Below are 15584 nucleotides of genomic sequence, written 5' to 3' on the forward strand. Positions count from 1 at the left end.
CATTTTCGAACCAACCTGAATCTCCCCCCTGCAGAGGTGATCTGTTTCCTATGTTGCCGAGGTGATCTGTTACCCATGTACCCGAGTAGTACCCCCGCAACCCTGAGCGTTGAACCCTGGACGTTGAACCTTGAACCGAATCGCCGCGATCCTTTCTGAAGGGCATCCGTATGGGGGAGCGGCAGGAATTCGTTTTCCACGTTGAACGTCGTCTCCTCGATGGATGTCACCTCCGCCGATCCCCGGCACGTGCTGCAGACCGTCTTCGGCTATGATTCGTTTCGCCCTCACCAAGGAGAGATCATTGACCGGGTGTCGGACGGGCGAAACGCGCTCGTAATCATGCCGACCGGCGGCGGAAAGTCGCTTTGCTACCAGATCCCGGCGCTTGTCCGGCCCGGAGTCGGTATTGTCGTTTCCCCGCTCATATCGCTGATGCAGGATCAGGTTGATGCCCTGCAGCAACTTGGGATTCGCGCGGCCGTCCTGAACTCGAGCCTCTCCGCCGGAGAGAGGCGGGCGGTGGAGGCGCAGTTTGCTCACGGGGAGCTTGACCTCTGCTACGTGGCGCCCGAGCGCGTCATGCGAAGCCGATTCATCGAGGCGATGCAGCAGACGCACATCGCGCTTATAGCCATCGACGAGGCGCACTGTATCTCGCAGTGGGGACACGACTTCCGCCCGGAGTACCTACAGCTTAGCCAGCTTCGCGAGACGTTTCCCCACGTCCCGACGATCGGCGTAACGGCGACGGCGGATCCTCCGACCCAGGAGGTGATTCTCGACCGGCTCCACATGACGGGAGACGACCTCTTCGTAACCGGGTTCGACCGGCCCAATATCCACTACACGGTGGTTCCCAAGAAGCGAAACCCGAAGCAGCAGCTTCTCCGATTCGTGAAGTCAGAGCACCGTCATGATAGCGGGATCGTATACTGTCTGTCGCGCAAGCGTGTAGAGTCGACGGCCTCGTTTCTCGAGAAGCACGGCTTCGAGGCGCTTCCGTACCACGCGGGTTTGTCGGGCGGAAAACGGGAAGAACACCAGAACCGCTTCTTGCGGGAACCGGGCCTGATCGTCGTGGCGACGGTCGCCTTCGGCATGGGCATCGACAAGCCGGACGTCCGATTCGTCGCTCACCTGGATGTGCCCAAAACCATGGAGGCGTACTACCAGGAGACCGGCCGTGCAGGGCGGGACGGACATCCGTCCAATGCCTGGATGGCGTACCGGCTTTCGGACATCGTCCGGATGCGGAAAATAATTCAGTCGTCCACGGAGAACGAGGAGTACCGATGGGCCCAGCACCACAAGCTGAACGCGCTGTTCGGCTACTGTGAGACGACCGACTGCCGCCGTCGCGTTATCCTCAACTACTTCGGAGAAAACGACCCCCCGAAAACCTGCGGGAACTGCGACAACTGCCTTCGGACGATCGACACATGGGATGGGACGGTGGCTGCGCAGAAAGTGCTGTCATGTATCGCCCGGACCGGCCAGCGCTTCGGGGCTTCGCACGTGACCGACGTGCTCCGCGGAGCCGATACCGAGAAAGTCCGGAAGTTCGGGCACCAGAACGTGTCCACGTACGGGATTGGCGCCGACCGGTCCAAGCGTGCCTGGCGGTCCATCATCCGGCAACTGGTCGCGAAGGGGATGGTGCAGGTCGACGTGACGGGCTACGGATCCCTGAAGCTCGACGAATCGTGCCGCGCCGTCCTCCGCGGAAACCAGGACGTGGAGTTTCGTCATGAGCCCGAGCCCGCGTCCGGGCGTTCATCCTCCCGAACGGCGAAGCGAACGAACGTGCCAGAGGAGGGGGAGGAGCGTGAGCTCTTCGAGGCGCTGCGTTCCTGCCGCACACGCCTCGCGAAGGATCAGGACGTGCCCCCGTATGTGGTGTTCGGGGACAAAACGCTCCTCGCGATGGTTGAATATCGGCCGGCCACGTCGACTGAATTTCGCCGGCTCCACGGCGTCGGAGACGTCAAGCTGGAGCGGTACGGCGATGCGTTCCTCGAAGTCATCCGCTCGTTCGATGCCTGATCCACTGGTTTTCGCCGGGCCGTCGGCAGATGCCGGAAAGGACGTGACTTTCTTCCGCCTGAAGGCGGCCTTTCCTTGTGGTACCATACCCGGTATTTTTCCCTCTCCTCCCTCTCCTCCCTCGCAACCATCCACGCATTGGTATGAGAAGCGTCTTCTCGTTCTTCATCGTGAGCGTGTTGTCCGCGGTGATGGCGGCCGGAACGGTCGCTGCACAGCAGGCGCCTGCCGATACCGTTCGTGCCCCGAGCGCCGATACGGCAGCGGTGAATACGCCGGCTACCCCGGCTGCCCCGCAGCAGCGCCCCGCCGTCCCGCGCACACGCCCCTCGGCTCCCGACGTGACCGGCACGGCCGTGCTCGCAGACTGGCCGCCGTCGCTGTCCGACTTGCTGGACCGGATGGGGCGGCAGTCACCGCGTCTCCTGCCGAAGATCGACACCCTGATGGTCGATTACGCCTATACGACAGGCGATGATGTTGTAGATATGCGCTTCGGTCTGCAGTGGACGTCCGGGGAAAGCCTCCTGTACCGCGGCGATGTCATTCCGCGCAGCGAGGGGCCGCCGGACGTCCGGATGTCGTCGTTCGAGATTTTGCTCGAGGTGGTGACCGGTGGCCGGAAAGTTGCCGAAACGGTGATCGCCGTGGATAGCATGGCGCTCCCGCCGGCGCCGGGATACTACGAATTCAACGTGCGCGTCCCGTACGAGCAGGTGTTTCTCGACATGGACGCCCGCACGGCGGAGTCGTACCTGAAGGAAGGGGTTACGCTCGAGCGTCCCCTCATCGAAGTGATGGGTTTTCGGGAATTCCGCAACGGACAGCCCTTTGGCGCTGTGCAGACCTCTCGATCCGAAGAGGCTCAGGACGAGCGCCGCCGGACCGAGGCCGAGCCGGCCCCGGTCGTGTATCGCCCCCGTACGAGCGTCTTGATCGGTTGGCGGATTGCACCGGATCCCTACTACATCGGCCCGTCACCGGTGCGCGGTCGTAGCCCGACCGACCCGGACAACCGTGTGGTCGAGCGGCCGGGGGGCGACTCAAATCGCACGGGTCGCGCGGCGACATCCGGCCGTCCGACGGGGTCCGAGGGTGATGGAGACAGCGAGGAGCGCACGGGACGAACGACCGCTGCCTCCGGGGATTCGGACAAAAGCGGGAAGCAGGAAAGCGGCGACTCGTCGTCCGGTCGCGACGATGATGACGAGGACGATGACGACCTGGCGGGGGCCGCGCTCGGTGCGGCGGCTGTGGTTGCCGGCGTTGCGTACTTTGGCGGGACGGTCGGCCTGTACGGGACGGGCGAAACGCCGCTCGGTTTAACCGCCGGCGTGACGAAGCGGAAGGGCGGCGTCCACCTTCAGGCAGCAATCAACCCGGAGGTGATCGACCAGGAAGGGACGCAGCGGCTGACGGTGAAGGCACTCGGGTTCTACGACCTGATCGGCAACAGCATCGTGCAGCCGGCCGTCGGGATCGGTGCACAGGCGGTCGCTATCGACGACAACACCGAGCTGAAACCAGCCGTTTCGGTCGGAGCCGTGCTCAACGCGGGGACGTTCACCCTCTTTGGCGGCTTTGATTTCACGCGTTCCGTGCCCGAATTTGGCCTCGCCTACAACTTCCGGTACAGTGCCGACCGGTAGCTTTTCGCGGCGCGGTCTGGAATCGTCCGATCTACACTGAAAAGCAAAAAGCCGAGCCCTTCAAGGCTCGGCCTTCGCTTACACTGCTACGATGTGGGTTCGCAAACGCGGAGCGCTCCAAACGAGTTACGGCTTCTCCGTGGCGACAAAGTCGGCGCGGTCTCCGGACGGCGTGCTGATCACATCGGTGATCTCAACGGAAAACGTTTTCTCCCGCTCGCGACTCCGGTCGTACAGGATTCCCTGAAACTCCGCGTCGTCCTCCTTCTCGGCCAGGCCGTCGATACTCACACCGTCTTCCGCGAAAAAGACGCCTTTGTAAGCTTTACCGTAAACAGTTTTCTGAGAGTAGGCGAAGCCCTCCCCCTCAAAGTCGTTCAGCTGCGCGTCGTGGAGGTCGTAGAGGCTCATGATGTGCTCGAAACAGTATGTGTAAGTTGTCTACCATGGAAAGGACACCCGCCGATATCCTGCCCGCCGGGCTTTACATCCTTCTAACCATACGTTTCATACGGAACGAACAGGCATCAGTTCACATCTACGGTATAAAGTCATTAGAATTGCCAGTTCGCTCTTGATGCAGTGACCGTTGCGTCACGCTGCGGGCGGCGAAAGCTGTCGCCGTGAGCGTCGACGTCCCGTACTTCCGTGTCACCCGAGGTCGGTTGACGGCCCGGTTCCGCCCGATGTTCTCCACGTCCCTACCACTGCTGATGGCCTCACCTTCCATCGACCCCGATACCGTTCGTCAAGCGCAGAACGGCGACGACCGGGCCCGGTCGTCGCTTCTGTCTACCATCGAACCGATCCTGCGTGGTTACTTCGTGAAGCGCATCGGCAAGAATACGGACGTGGACGATCTCGTTCAGAATACCCTTATCCGCGTCCACGAGGGTCTGGCCGACCTTGAAAAGCCGGGCAGCTTGAAGCCGTTTGCGATGAAAGCGGCGCTATTTGAGCTGCAGGACTATTATCGCGGTCGCTACGACATGAAAGAGCGTCTCTACGATCCGGAGTTGCCGCTGAACCGGACGACGGCAGCGGACGACGGTAGCGACCGCGTGGACGTCGAAACGGCCCTGGAGCAACTGTCTCCGAAAGCACGGCGCATCATAGAATTGCGGGAGTATGGCTACAAGTACCGCGAAATTGCCCAGATGATCGACACGACGGAGGCGGCGATAAAAATGCAGGTCAAGCGCGCCTTCGACAAGATGCGCGACGCAATGACGATGCTGCTCGCCCTGATACTGATCCCGAGCCTGTAGCGGGTGCGCCGCGATAGATGGGCAGCCGCACTGTTGAAAGATGGCTGTTACCTTTTTCATGCATGTCGCGGCTACCCTATCGAGTGATGGTCTTTCCGATCATGGGTGCTCCCGTGCGCTCCCTCCGATCCTGCAGGACGAGGACGCCAGCCAGGGGCCGTGCGTGGCAGCTCGCAGAAGTCGGATGGATTCACGACGCAGAGCGACAGCGCGGAAACAGGCACGCAGGCATCACGCAGGGAACGATTGGTTTCCCGAGTGGACCCAGTCTCCTCGCCTTGCGGCGGTTATTCTAAAGACGTTAAATACCCAGACTTATGAACGATCTGCACGAGGCCTTACTATTTTTTGAGGATCTGCCGCCCCGTCAGCGGGAGGAGATCCTCGAGCGTCTCGAGTCCGATCCCGACGTGGCCGAAGCATTCGTCCAGTGGCGCGCCATCGAGCGTCGCGTGGCGCAAGACCTGCAGAAGGATCTGCCGGAGCGTCACCTCCTGGTGCTGTTTGCTCTCGAAGATGACGGCGATCGCAGCCTGTTGTCGACGCAGGAGCAGATGGCGCTGGACGAAGCCCGCGGCGACATCGAACGAGCCATCAAACGGCACCCGTCGCTGAACGACGTCATCGAAGATATTCAATCCGCGCGCGCCGATTTCGACGACGTGTGGGCGCAGGGATGGACCCGGCAGGCAAGCGAGACGCAGCAAAGCGGCGTCGACGGTCCGCTGGATACGGAGCCGAACATCGACCTGGACGTGGTGCCGGGCGACCTGGATCGTTCGGGCCGTCAGGATCGCGGGGCCCGCCGGTCTGCAGGCGATTCCAGCCGCACGTGGCGCCGGATTGCGGCCACCGCTCTGGTCGCTGCTGCGGCAGCCATGGTTGTCTTCCTCTGGCCCACGGAACCGGATCGGACCGTGATTGACGTGGCCGAGGGACAGATGGAACAGGTCGATCTTGCAGACGGCTCGACCGTTCGCCTCGTGGGTGCGGCGCGACTCAGCTTCGCAGACGCAACGAGCGGCACGTTCGACCGCCAGGTGACGCTCGACTACGGCCGGGCGCTCTTTGAGGTGGCAGAGAAGCCCCGTCCGCAGCCGTTCGTTGTGACCACGCCGACGGCACGCACGACCGTACTTGGCACGCGGTTCGGCGTTGAGTCGGCATCGGACGCAACCGATGTGACGCTGGCCACCGGATCGGTGAAGGTGCAGTCGTCAGACATCGGCGACGGGGAGGTGACGCTGGCCCCCGGACAGAAAAGCCGGGTGGAGCGCGATGCCGCTCCATCGGAGCCCGAAGACGTGGACCTGGCAGCGGCGCTTGACTGGACGGGCCTCTTCATCTTCAGCGAGACACCGGTTGAGCAGATCGCCGGGCGACTGGAAGCGGCACACGACATCACGGTTACCGTGGCTCCGGCGCTTCAGGGGGAACCCGTCACAGGGACGTTTGAGAAGACGCAATCCCCGGAGCAGATTCTCAACGTGGTGGCAGCCGCCCTCGGCGCTGACCTCGAACAGGATGAAGCCGGCTTCCGCCTCGTGCCTGAAGGCAATACGCCGTAACATCCGCACACGAATAGGGTATTACGTCGAATGACCCCTCGGCCCGTCCTCGGGTCGAGGGGTCGTTTTTTGGTGAACCTGTACACATGAGTGGGCCGGGCATCGCGTAACATGAGCTGCCGACCGGTCGTACCGACGGTGTAGCCCGAACAGGAAAGTCTCATCCGGGTACACGTTGCTGCTGCGAACGTACGCCTGTACGGTCTGCGCAGCATCGAAGGATCTGCCCCGTCTGTCAGCCCTCGTCCCCCTTTTCTGCGCGCGTGCTGGATCGAATTCTACTTCTCGCATTCGCCCTGACGCTCGGTGTCGGCCCGTGGTCGTCGGCGACCGCCCAGACGTCCGTGCGTCTGAATCTCGATACAGTCCCGCTGGTCGAGGCAGTCGACATCGTCCGGAGCGAGACGGGGTTTGACATCGTCTACGCCCAGCGTCTGGTGGAAGGCAAAACGGCCTCATGCCAGTATGCCGGCACGTCCCGTCGGGCGGTGCTCGACTGTGTATTGAGCGGGACGGGTCTCCGGGCCGAACGCGTGCGTCGCGGGCAGTACGTCCTGATTCGCGGGGAGCGCGGACCGTCGGCCGGGCGGGGTGACGTGCAGCGCGTCACCCTGTCCGGGCGAGTGGTTGATCAAACCTCCGGCGAGACCCTGCCCGGGGCGCATGTCTACCTGACCGCGCTCCGCGTCGGGACGACCACGAACTCCGCCGGCTTCTTCGCCATCTCATCGCTTCCGGCCGGCCCCTATAACGTCCGCATCTCGTATCTCGGATACGACACCGTCGATACCACCCTTATAGCGGGCCCCGACCCTGCGCGGATTTCCCTGTTGCCGTCGACGATCGAGACCGAGGGGGTAACGGTGCAGGAGGAGGCGGACAAGGAGCCGGAGAACCGGCGCCTGCCCGGAATGATGGCGCTATCTCTCGAACAGCTCGAGCAGCTCCCGTCGCTCGGTGAACCGGATCTGTTTAAAGCTCTGCAGTGGACGCCCGGGATTCGCAAGTCCGGAGCCGTATCCGGCGGTCTCAGCGTGCGCGGGGCCGACCCGGATCAGAACCTGTATCTGCTGGATGGGGCACCGGTCTACCACCCGTGGCACGCGTTCAGCCTGATCTCCACGTTTCAGACTGGGACGCTCAAAAGCACGAATCTGTATCGAGGCGCCTTCCCCGCGGAGCACGGCGGGCGGCTCGCGTCCGTCCTCGATGCGCAGATGAAAGACGGCAATCGTACCGAGCCGGAAGCGGTTGCCGCGATCAGTGCCCTCAGCGCGCGGTATCGGATCGAGAGTCCGATCACCCGGACGACCTCGTTCATGATCTCGGGGCGCCGATCGTACGTGGACAAGCTCGTCGGCCGAGAGCATCCCGTCCGCGACACCGACACAGGACGGCTCGACACCCTCCGTACCGGGTACTACTTCTACGACCTGAGTGCGAAAGTAACGTCCCGGTTCAACGAGCGGCACCGGCTCTCGGTAAGTCACTACCGCGGGCGCGATGACCTGGACCTGCGCCTGCCGTTCGACCTGTCGCTCGACTTTTCGCAGTGGCTCCGGCCGGCAGACCTGTTTTTCGAGGTAGCGCAGTCCTGGGAGAACCGGATGACCAGCGTCCGGCATCAGTGGCTTGTTTTCGACGATGCGTTTCTGACGACGACCCTGTTTGAGTCGCGATATAAGGCCAGTGAGGCGTCCTTCGTGCAGCCGACGACGACGGCGACCCTGGAATCCGACTATGACGTCAAGCTGCGTGACCTCGGTGCCAAATTGGACCTCGACTACTACGCGAGTGTCGCGCACCAGATACGCGCCGGCGTGCAGGTGTCGAACCTCGACTTCCGTAGCACCCTTGAAAGCGATATTCGCCGGTCGGCGCGCGCGGTGGATGTTCAAGCCGACTCGAGCGACCAGTCGTCGTGGGAGGTAACGGGCTATCTCCAGGATATCTGGCAGCCCTCCCCTCGGTGGACGCTCCAGCCGGGTGTTCGCGCCACGTACTTCTCGCGCGGAGACTACTTCCACGTTCGACCGCGTCTGAACGCCCGATACACCGTTCATCCGCGTTATCTCGTTCTTCGGGGCGGGCTCGGCATGCACGTCCAGTACCTGCATCGCATCCGGGACCGATACTCCCTGGCTTACGACCTGGTCTCGAGCCGCTGGGTACCGGCAAGTGAACGCGTCGCGCCGGCGACCGGCACGCAGGTTAGCTTCAGCGGGCGGAGCCAGCCCACACGGTGGCTGACGCTCGAATTGAGCACGTACGCCCGATCGGCCGAAAAGACGTTGATCCCGGCAGATGTCTTTGTCACGAAGGACGGTCTCGAGGGGCCCGGGATTGAGGTCGGAGCCTTGCTCGGACAATACATCGAGGCCGACGAACGCGCCTTCGGTGCAGAACTGACGGCCCTGGCCGAGATCGGTCAGTTCGACGCCCGCCTTGGCCTGGCAAGCGGCCGCACCTACGTGCGAGGCCTGAACCGGGACAATGCGCTGTGGCGCGCGGCCGACCTCGATGTGCCCTATTCGCTTCGTGCCGCCCTCAGCTGGACCGGCAACCGCTGGGAGGCATCCGTGGCCACCGAAGCTCGGAGCGGTTACCCGCTGACCACCCCCGTCGCACGGTACCGGCTCGGCGATCCCGTCGAGACGGATCCGACGACGTACCTTTACCGGCCGCAGATCAATAACGGCCGGCTTCCGACCTACCTCCGCCTGGACGCGACGGTCGGGTACCGGTTCTCATTCCTGAGCGCGCAGTGGAAGGCCAAGCTGAACCTGTACAACGCAACGAATCGCGCGAACATTATCGATCGCCAGTTCGCGCCTACCGACACAGGCGTTCGGGTGGACGACCGCCGCGGCCTGCCGATTCTGCCTCTCCTTGAACTCGAAATGACGCTGTGAACCAGTTGCCTGCAGACGAACCACATGTGAGGGTGCCCGAACCGGGTCGCGGCGTGGTTCCCCTCCTGGGCGCCCTGCTGCTGGGGCTCGTGATGGTCTGGACCACGCGGTGCGACGTCGTGGATCCACCCGCCGCGCCGTCGGGCCTTGTTGTCGAAGCATTCCTGCTGTCGGGGGAGCCGCTGCCTGAGGTTCGGCTACGCCAGGCCCGGGGGCTCGATCAACCGGTTCCCCCGAATGACTCCACCGCGGACGCCGCACGCGGGGCGGACGTCGCCGTTGCCATCGGAACCGACACCGTCACGTATGAAGCCTCCGATGCACCCGGGCTGTACCGACCGTCGCGCTCGATCCTCGTACAACCCGGCGCGTCGTTCTGGTTGCGTGCTCGGTGGAACGGGGAGGAGGCCATCGCGAGCGGGACGGTCCCCGAACCCATCGGCATCGATCAGGCCTGTCTCACCGTCCCGGACGAACCCGTGCGCGCCATCCTGGTCGACTCGCTTCGGCGCGACTCGCTCGACATCCCGGCCGAGCAGGGATTCATCTTTCCGATCGACGTGACGGTGGACTGGCAGGACGCGTCCCCGAACAGCGCCTGGGTTCGGGCTGGACTGAGTCCATCTGCGGCGTTCTCCTCGGGCGTCGTCGAACTTTTCCTCCAGCCCATCGAGGTAGACCGTGAGTCGGCGTTCTCCGTACAGCCGCCCGCCGATGCGGCGCGCCAATGGACCGGCGTCTACGCAGTGTCGGCAAGCGATTCGCTCGCGCCGGTCCCGCAACACGAGATCACCGTGAGTCTGACGCGGGGTGACTCTGCGTTCGCTGCATTTGCCTCGAGCCGGACCGATCCCGAGCGGCGCGAGCCCGTGTCGAATGTGGATGGAGGCATCGGCATCGCAACGGCCGTGGCGCTGGACACTCTCCGTCTGACCGTGAACGAGGGATCCGGCGGTGAGCAATGCGCCCCGACCGGATCGTAGCTGAGTTCATCTCGAACCCGCGTTTTGCCGATACGTACGCATTATCCACGGACCTTCATCACCATCCGTCCCGGCGTTTTCATGAGCGAAAATCGAGGGGACCGCGCGTCTCAGGATATTTTTGAGGAAGCCGCGGCCGAAACAGCAGCGCGCGAAGAGGGCCCGGACAACGGCGTCGAAAAAGCAGCAGCGAGCGATGAAACGTCCGTCGGGCCTGGCGGCGACCCAGACGCGACCGGGTCGCTCCCTTTCGAGGATGCCGAACCGACCGGTCCCGAAACGCGACGCATCACCGATCTCCGAACGCAGACGAAGGATGAAAACCGCGTCTCCGTATTCGTGGACGGCGAATTCGCGTTCGGCTGTCATCGCGATGTGGCGGCGAAGCACGGCCTCAGCGAGGGGCAGATGCTGACGCCCGAAGAACAGCAGGACGTGGAGGTGGATGAGGAGATCGTCCGGGCAAAGCAACGAGCCTTTACGTACCTGGCACACAAGCCGAGGACGGAGACGGAGGTGCGGCGCAAATTGCGGCGACTTGACATCGGGTCGCGCGTCATCGACGAGGTGGTCGAGCGCCTGTACGAGCTCGACTACCTGGATGACGAGCAGTACGCGCAGGACTACGCATACAATCGCTTTTCGAACAAAGGCTACGGGCCGATCCGGATCGAACGTGAGCTGATTGACCGCGGAATCGATCGGCACCTCGCGGAGCGGGCCGTCGCATCGCTTTTCGAAGAGGAAAACGAGATCGAGGCAGCCCGCGAGCAGGCACGCAAACGCTGGCCGCGGGTCGCAGGGGAGCAGGATATTCGCAAGCAAAAACGCAAGCTTTTCGGCTATCTTCAGCGACGCGGGTTCACGCCGGACGTCATCTATCGCGTCGTCGATGAACTCGTCGACCCCTGATCCAGGTGGAGGGCGACGATCCGTCGGCCCGGTTCGGGCGATGCGCCACTTCCGGACATCGAGAGCGCCGATCCTGGCATGGGATGATATCGAACAGAACGTTCGAAGTGATGGGGCATACTTATCTTACATTGTTTCCCTCGACGAACCCGGCAATTTTCCGGTTGCCTCAACGTCGTACCGAGTGGGTTCTGCAGCCGGTTGTGTAGTGCTACGCAGCAGTGCGTGTAGCAGCGCCGGGCTCTTTATTGCCACCGGGCTGTTTGAGTCCGGATTTTCCTTTCCCAGTTTGTACCGGCCTTCCGTACATGGCTGACGAGACCAACGTACCGGCATCGACCCCAGATCGGTCGAGGAGCCCGTCTACCGGCGACCGCGCGAATGCGCCTTCGAACGGAGAGGGGACCGGTACATCGCATGGTTCCACGCCCGGCGATGTGTCTTCCACGTCGTCGCCCTCGTCGCCGTCGTCTGCCGCGTCGCGCGAGGATGCGTCCAGTGGTGGGCAGCCGTCGTCGTCAGGGTCGTCGGCTGCGTCTTCTCCCGAATCGGCCGGCGTGCCATTCCCTCCGGGCGATGAGCGAGATCGGTCCGGGCGCGTCGGACGTAGGCGTCGTGCCTCCGCGTCGTCTTCCGTGGGATACGAGACGGAAACGCCGCCGGGGACCCGTTCCGGCGCGGCCCGCGATGGCGAATCCGTCTTCACGGTCGACCGGGTTGTCCGGTTCGTACTGGGCGCTACGGCAATGGGGGCAGCCGCCTGGTTGCTATGGTACTTCGCGGGACTCGTGGTTTATCTCGTCGTGGGCGGCGTCTTTGCCTACCTGCTACGGCCGGTTGTGGACCGTCTTCAGGGAATCGGACTGGGGCGGGTGCCGGCCATCCTCGTCACGTTTGTTCTTCTCTTTGCCGTCGTGTCGATTCTCGTCACATCCATCGTGCCGTTCGTTGCGACCCAGGTGCGAGACATATCGCAGCTTGTATCCGTCGAGGCGGCGACGGATGTGGCGAACTATATCGAAACCCGGGTTCGCGAGGTTGTGCCCATCGACGAAGGCGTCCTTGTGAAGAACATCCGGCAGCTCGCCACCGCCCTGGTGGATGCTGACCTGGTGGAAGGGGACAAGGTCGCCGAAACGGTGACGTCCGTCGTCTCGGTGTTCACCAACATTCTTTATGCCGTCATCATCATCCCCTTCATCACCTTCTTCCTGCTGAAGGACGGGGTGCAGATCCGGCGGAGTTTGCTACAGCTCGTGCCGAACCGGTACTTTGAGGTGACGCTCGCTATTCTGGCCAAGGTCGAGAACAACATCGGTCGGTATTTCCGGGCGCTGCTGGTCCAGTCCACGTCGATTGCTATCATCGCCTCGTGCCTGCTCTGGCTCGTCGGGCTCGACAACCCCATCGCGATCGGCCTCTTTACCGGCTTGGCGAACACCATTCCCTACTTCGGCCCCTTCCTGGGATTCCTCGGCGGGAGCCTGGTCGGGATCGCACAGACCGGGACCTTCTCGCTGGTCCCCGGTGTCGCCATCGCCATGGGCCTGACGCAGCTCGCGGACAACGTGTTGTTGCAGCCGCTCATCTTCTCGCGCGCGGCGCAGGCTCATCCGCTCGTTATCCTGTTCGTGGTGCTCATCGGGGCGCAGCTTGGCGGCATCGTCGGGATGCTGATCGCGATCCCGCTGTCGACGACGATTCGCGTCATTGCGGAGCAGGTGATCTGGAGCATCCGTAACTACCGGATCCTGCGCAGCACCTGACCCCGTACACGGGTCCGAATCGGATCCTCGGAGACGAGCAAGGGTACAGGCGAACTGCAGCAAATGCCCTCCCCGACACATCTGTGCCGTACATGTCCGACGCCTCCGATTCTGCCTCCGCCGACGCTCGCCTTCAGGCCGCCGTCGACGCGATCCGACAGAAGGTCGACCTCGTTCCCGAGATCGCGCTCATTCTGGGATCCGGTCTCGGAGATCTGGCCGATGCCGCGGAGGATGCTGTCCATGTTGAGGCCGCCGACATTCCCGGGTACCCAACGTCGACCGTGGAAGGCCATCATGGGCGACTCGTGTTCGGGCAGATCGAGGGGACGCCGGTCGTGTTCGTACAGGGCCGCGTGCATGCGTACGAAGGCTACCACATGCGGAGACTCGCCTTTCCCGTCCGTCTCGTGCACGCCCTCGGTGCGGACAAGCTGCTGGTGACGAACAGTGCCGGGGGGATCCATCGGGACTTTGACCCTGGCACGCTCATGTTCATCACGGACCACATCAACTTCGCCTTCGCCAGTCCGCTGGCCGGCAGCGGCTACGCACCCCGAAGCGACGTGCCCGGCGAGCGTTCCGAGCGCCATCTTCCGTTCTATGATACCGCCTGGACGGAGCGGGCCCAATCCGTTGCGCGGTCCATGGGCATCGCGACGCGAGAGGGCACCTACATCTGGGTGCAGGGGCCGAGTTACGAGACGAAAGCCGAGATCCGGGCCTTCGAGAAACTCGGTGCCGACGCGGTTGGGATGAGCACTGTGCCGGAGGTCATCCAGGCGCAGCATCTCGGGATGTCGGTCCTCGGCGTCTCGACGATCACGAATCCCGCAGCGGGGATGGGTGCAGAATCGCTCGACCACGACGAGGTGCTCGAAGTGGGCCGCCAGGTGCGGGAAGACCTGACGCAGCTGGTACGCGGAATCGTGCGAGAGGCCTGATACTGTCCGCCCCCCAGTTATCCCTTGGCTCCGGCGTCGCGGGAGAGCTGCTCGTTGCAACGTCTACCGGATCACAGCCACCTTCTCCACGTCACCGGTGAAGGTGCCGTCGGAGCCTTGAACCGAGACGCGGTAGAGGTATACGCCTGTCGCGACCCGATCGCCGTCTTCATCCCGGCCGTCCCACGGAAGAAGATTCCAGCCAACGCGCAATCGTCCCGTCTGTAGATCGCGGGCGCCGAACTCTCGAATGAGACGACCGGCGACCGTGTAGATGCGCAGCCGGAAGTTTTGGAGATCCTCCGTCTGGCCTCCTTCCACCCGAAACGCGAAGGTGGTCTGCGTGCTCATCGGGTTGGGGTACGGATAGACATCCCGGATCTGCTGCTCGGTTTCGACGCGGAAGCTGACCTCGTACGGCTCGATCTCATTGTCCGAGGCATCCCGGCCCTCGATGCGGAGCGTGTACGTGGAGTCGCGACCAGTGAAGTCCGGTGTGTACGTAATCAGGGCCTCCTGCACGCCTTCGGTCGGGTTGGACGGGGTGAAACTCAGGACCCCCTCGCCGAACCCGATTTGTTCGTATGTCGAAAGAAAGCCGGTATCGGACGACGGCAGTCCTTCGCTCAAGAACACTTCCACGTGACTTGTGTCGTCGATGGCGAAGAACGGATTCTCATCCTCGAGACGGATTTCGAGCGTCGGTCGGAGGGAGACAAATGGGAGGCGTGCGTCCTTCAGGTTCAAGTCGTCCGTTTCGGGACGAGCCTGCAGTTCTCGACCGTCAGAGAACACGCGGAGGACAGGCGGCGCGTCGTCCCCCAGCACCCGGATGTTGCGGATGGCTGTGTTGTTGAATGTAAGCCGTTCGGGAGCGGGCGAGGACGCGGTCCCGTCGAGCGTCGTGGCTCCCGTGGTTCCGGATGTCGAAACGGTCACGCGGCTCATCTGGCTGTCGCCGGGTTCGACGCGATCGAGAGTGTCGCGCGCGACGATGTTCGTGGTGTTGTCTGCGGCGCTCGTGAAGGAGTAGGCGACGGACACGTTCTCGGCCGGAACGCCTCCCAGGTTGGCCACTGGCAGGTTGATGTCGAGTGTGGCCCCCTCCTGTAGGGTATCGGCGATGGCCTGGAGGGCGGCCGCGTCGACGGCAATCTCCGGGACGCCACGAAATCGAAGGCTCCACTCATCGAGTTGCGGCGGACGGCGCACGGAGGAGTCGCGTAGCGTGGCCCGGAGACGAATCCGAGGATGGGCCACTGCGTCGAGCGAGGCCAGGGCCCTGGTCCCATCCAGTCCGGTAAAGGGGCCCAGAAGCCGTGTGGAGTCCGGCGCCAGCACCTCAACTTCCACTTCGGACTCGGCCGACGCGGCCCGGGAGACCCAGGACAAACGCTGCCATTCCGTTACCGGACCGATCACAGGCGTGACGGTGGATCCTTCCGGGAAGGGAAAGTCCAGGTCGGCCGTCAGCGAGATCTCTTTCACCTCCGACGACTCGGACACCGGCGACACCTGTTCGACGGTCTCCTCGGG

11 protein-coding genes are annotated in these 15584 nt (G+C 63.4%); 9 read left to right on the forward strand and 2 right to left on the reverse strand.

Annotated features, from left to right (window positions below):
* Positions 1-219: 219 nt before the first annotated feature.
* Together recQ and ACFCU0_RS16410 are read left to right on the forward strand one after the other, a co-directional pair.
* Complete coding sequence (recQ, locus tag ACFCU0_RS16405) at positions 220-2046, forward strand: DNA helicase RecQ (RefSeq protein WP_434974764.1); 1827 nt, start codon at positions 220-222, stop codon at positions 2044-2046.
* Between the two features lie 143 nt (positions 2047-2189).
* Positions 2190-3695 carry a hypothetical protein gene (locus tag ACFCU0_RS16410; protein WP_434974765.1) on the forward strand — a complete coding sequence of 502 codons (1506 nt, stop codon included), beginning with the start codon at positions 2190-2192 and terminating at the stop codon, positions 3693-3695.
* 126 nt (positions 3696-3821) lie between these two features.
* On the opposite strand, the gene ACFCU0_RS16415 is transcribed toward ACFCU0_RS16410, so the two are convergent.
* The gene (locus ACFCU0_RS16415) at positions 3822-4106 is read right to left on the reverse strand and encodes a hypothetical protein (RefSeq protein WP_434974766.1); all 285 of its coding nucleotides are present in this window, start codon (positions 4104-4106) and stop codon (positions 3822-3824) included.
* 302 nt (positions 4107-4408) lie between these two features.
* Between ACFCU0_RS16415 and ACFCU0_RS16420 the strand changes: the two genes are divergently transcribed.
* The 7 genes from ACFCU0_RS16420 (at position 4409) to ACFCU0_RS16450 (ending at position 14048) form a co-directional block, all read left to right on the forward strand.
* Positions 4409-4963, forward strand: a complete 555-nt coding sequence (locus ACFCU0_RS16420; RefSeq protein WP_434974767.1) for an RNA polymerase sigma factor — start codon at positions 4409-4411, stop codon at positions 4961-4963.
* Positions 4964-5280: 317 nt separating this feature from the next.
* Positions 5281-6531 (forward strand): FecR family protein, encoded by a 1251-nt coding sequence (locus tag ACFCU0_RS16425; protein WP_434974768.1) that lies wholly within the window; start codon positions 5281-5283, stop codon positions 6529-6531.
* A 263-nt stretch (positions 6532-6794) separates the two neighbouring features.
* A complete protein-coding gene (locus ACFCU0_RS16430) occupies positions 6795-9443 on the forward strand; it encodes a TonB-dependent receptor domain-containing protein (RefSeq protein ID WP_434974769.1) in 2649 nt (882 codons plus the stop codon).
* 53 nt (positions 9444-9496) lie between these two features.
* Positions 9497-10426 (forward strand): hypothetical protein, encoded by a 930-nt coding sequence (locus tag ACFCU0_RS16435; RefSeq protein ID WP_434974770.1) that lies wholly within the window; start codon positions 9497-9499, stop codon positions 10424-10426.
* 81 nt (positions 10427-10507) lie between these two features.
* Positions 10508-11338 (forward strand): regulatory protein RecX, encoded by an 831-nt coding sequence (locus tag ACFCU0_RS16440; RefSeq protein WP_434974771.1) that lies wholly within the window; start codon positions 10508-10510, stop codon positions 11336-11338.
* Between the two features lie 635 nt (positions 11339-11973).
* Positions 11974-13104: an AI-2E family transporter gene (locus ACFCU0_RS16445; protein WP_434974772.1), complete on the forward strand. Its 1131-nt coding sequence runs from the start codon at positions 11974-11976 to the stop codon at positions 13102-13104.
* Positions 13105-13196: 92 nt separating this feature from the next.
* Positions 13197-14048 carry a purine-nucleoside phosphorylase gene (locus tag ACFCU0_RS16450; protein ID WP_434974773.1) on the forward strand — a complete coding sequence of 284 codons (852 nt, stop codon included), beginning with the start codon at positions 13197-13199 and terminating at the stop codon, positions 14046-14048.
* Between the two features lie 63 nt (positions 14049-14111).
* On the opposite strand, the gene ACFCU0_RS16455 is transcribed toward ACFCU0_RS16450, so the two are convergent.
* Positions 14112-15584: hypothetical protein (locus tag ACFCU0_RS16455; protein ID WP_434974774.1), on the reverse strand; the 1473-nt coding region annotated here is incomplete at its 5' end.

The organism is Longibacter sp. (assembly GCF_051155795.1).
Lineage (GTDB): Bacteria > Bacteroidota > Rhodothermia > Rhodothermales > Salinibacteraceae > Longibacter.

Coding starts and splice junctions, on each gene's coding strand:
- recQ (WP_434974764.1), top strand. CDS start 220: ATGGATGTCACCTCCGCCGATCCCCGGCACGTGCTGCAGACCGTCTTC.
- ACFCU0_RS16410 (WP_434974765.1), top strand. CDS start 2,190: ATGAGAAGCGTCTTCTCGTTCTTCATCGTGAGCGTGTTGTCCGCGGTG.
- ACFCU0_RS16415 (WP_434974766.1), bottom strand. CDS start 4,106: ATGAGCCTCTACGACCTCCACGACGCGCAGCTGAACGACTTTGAGGGG.
- ACFCU0_RS16420 (WP_434974767.1), top strand. CDS start 4,409: ATGGCCTCACCTTCCATCGACCCCGATACCGTTCGTCAAGCGCAGAAC.
- ACFCU0_RS16425 (WP_434974768.1), top strand. CDS start 5,281: ATGAACGATCTGCACGAGGCCTTACTATTTTTTGAGGATCTGCCGCCC.
- ACFCU0_RS16440 (WP_434974771.1), top strand. CDS start 10,508: ATGAGCGAAAATCGAGGGGACCGCGCGTCTCAGGATATTTTTGAGGAA.
- ACFCU0_RS16450 (WP_434974773.1), top strand. CDS start 13,197: ATGTCCGACGCCTCCGATTCTGCCTCCGCCGACGCTCGCCTTCAGGCC.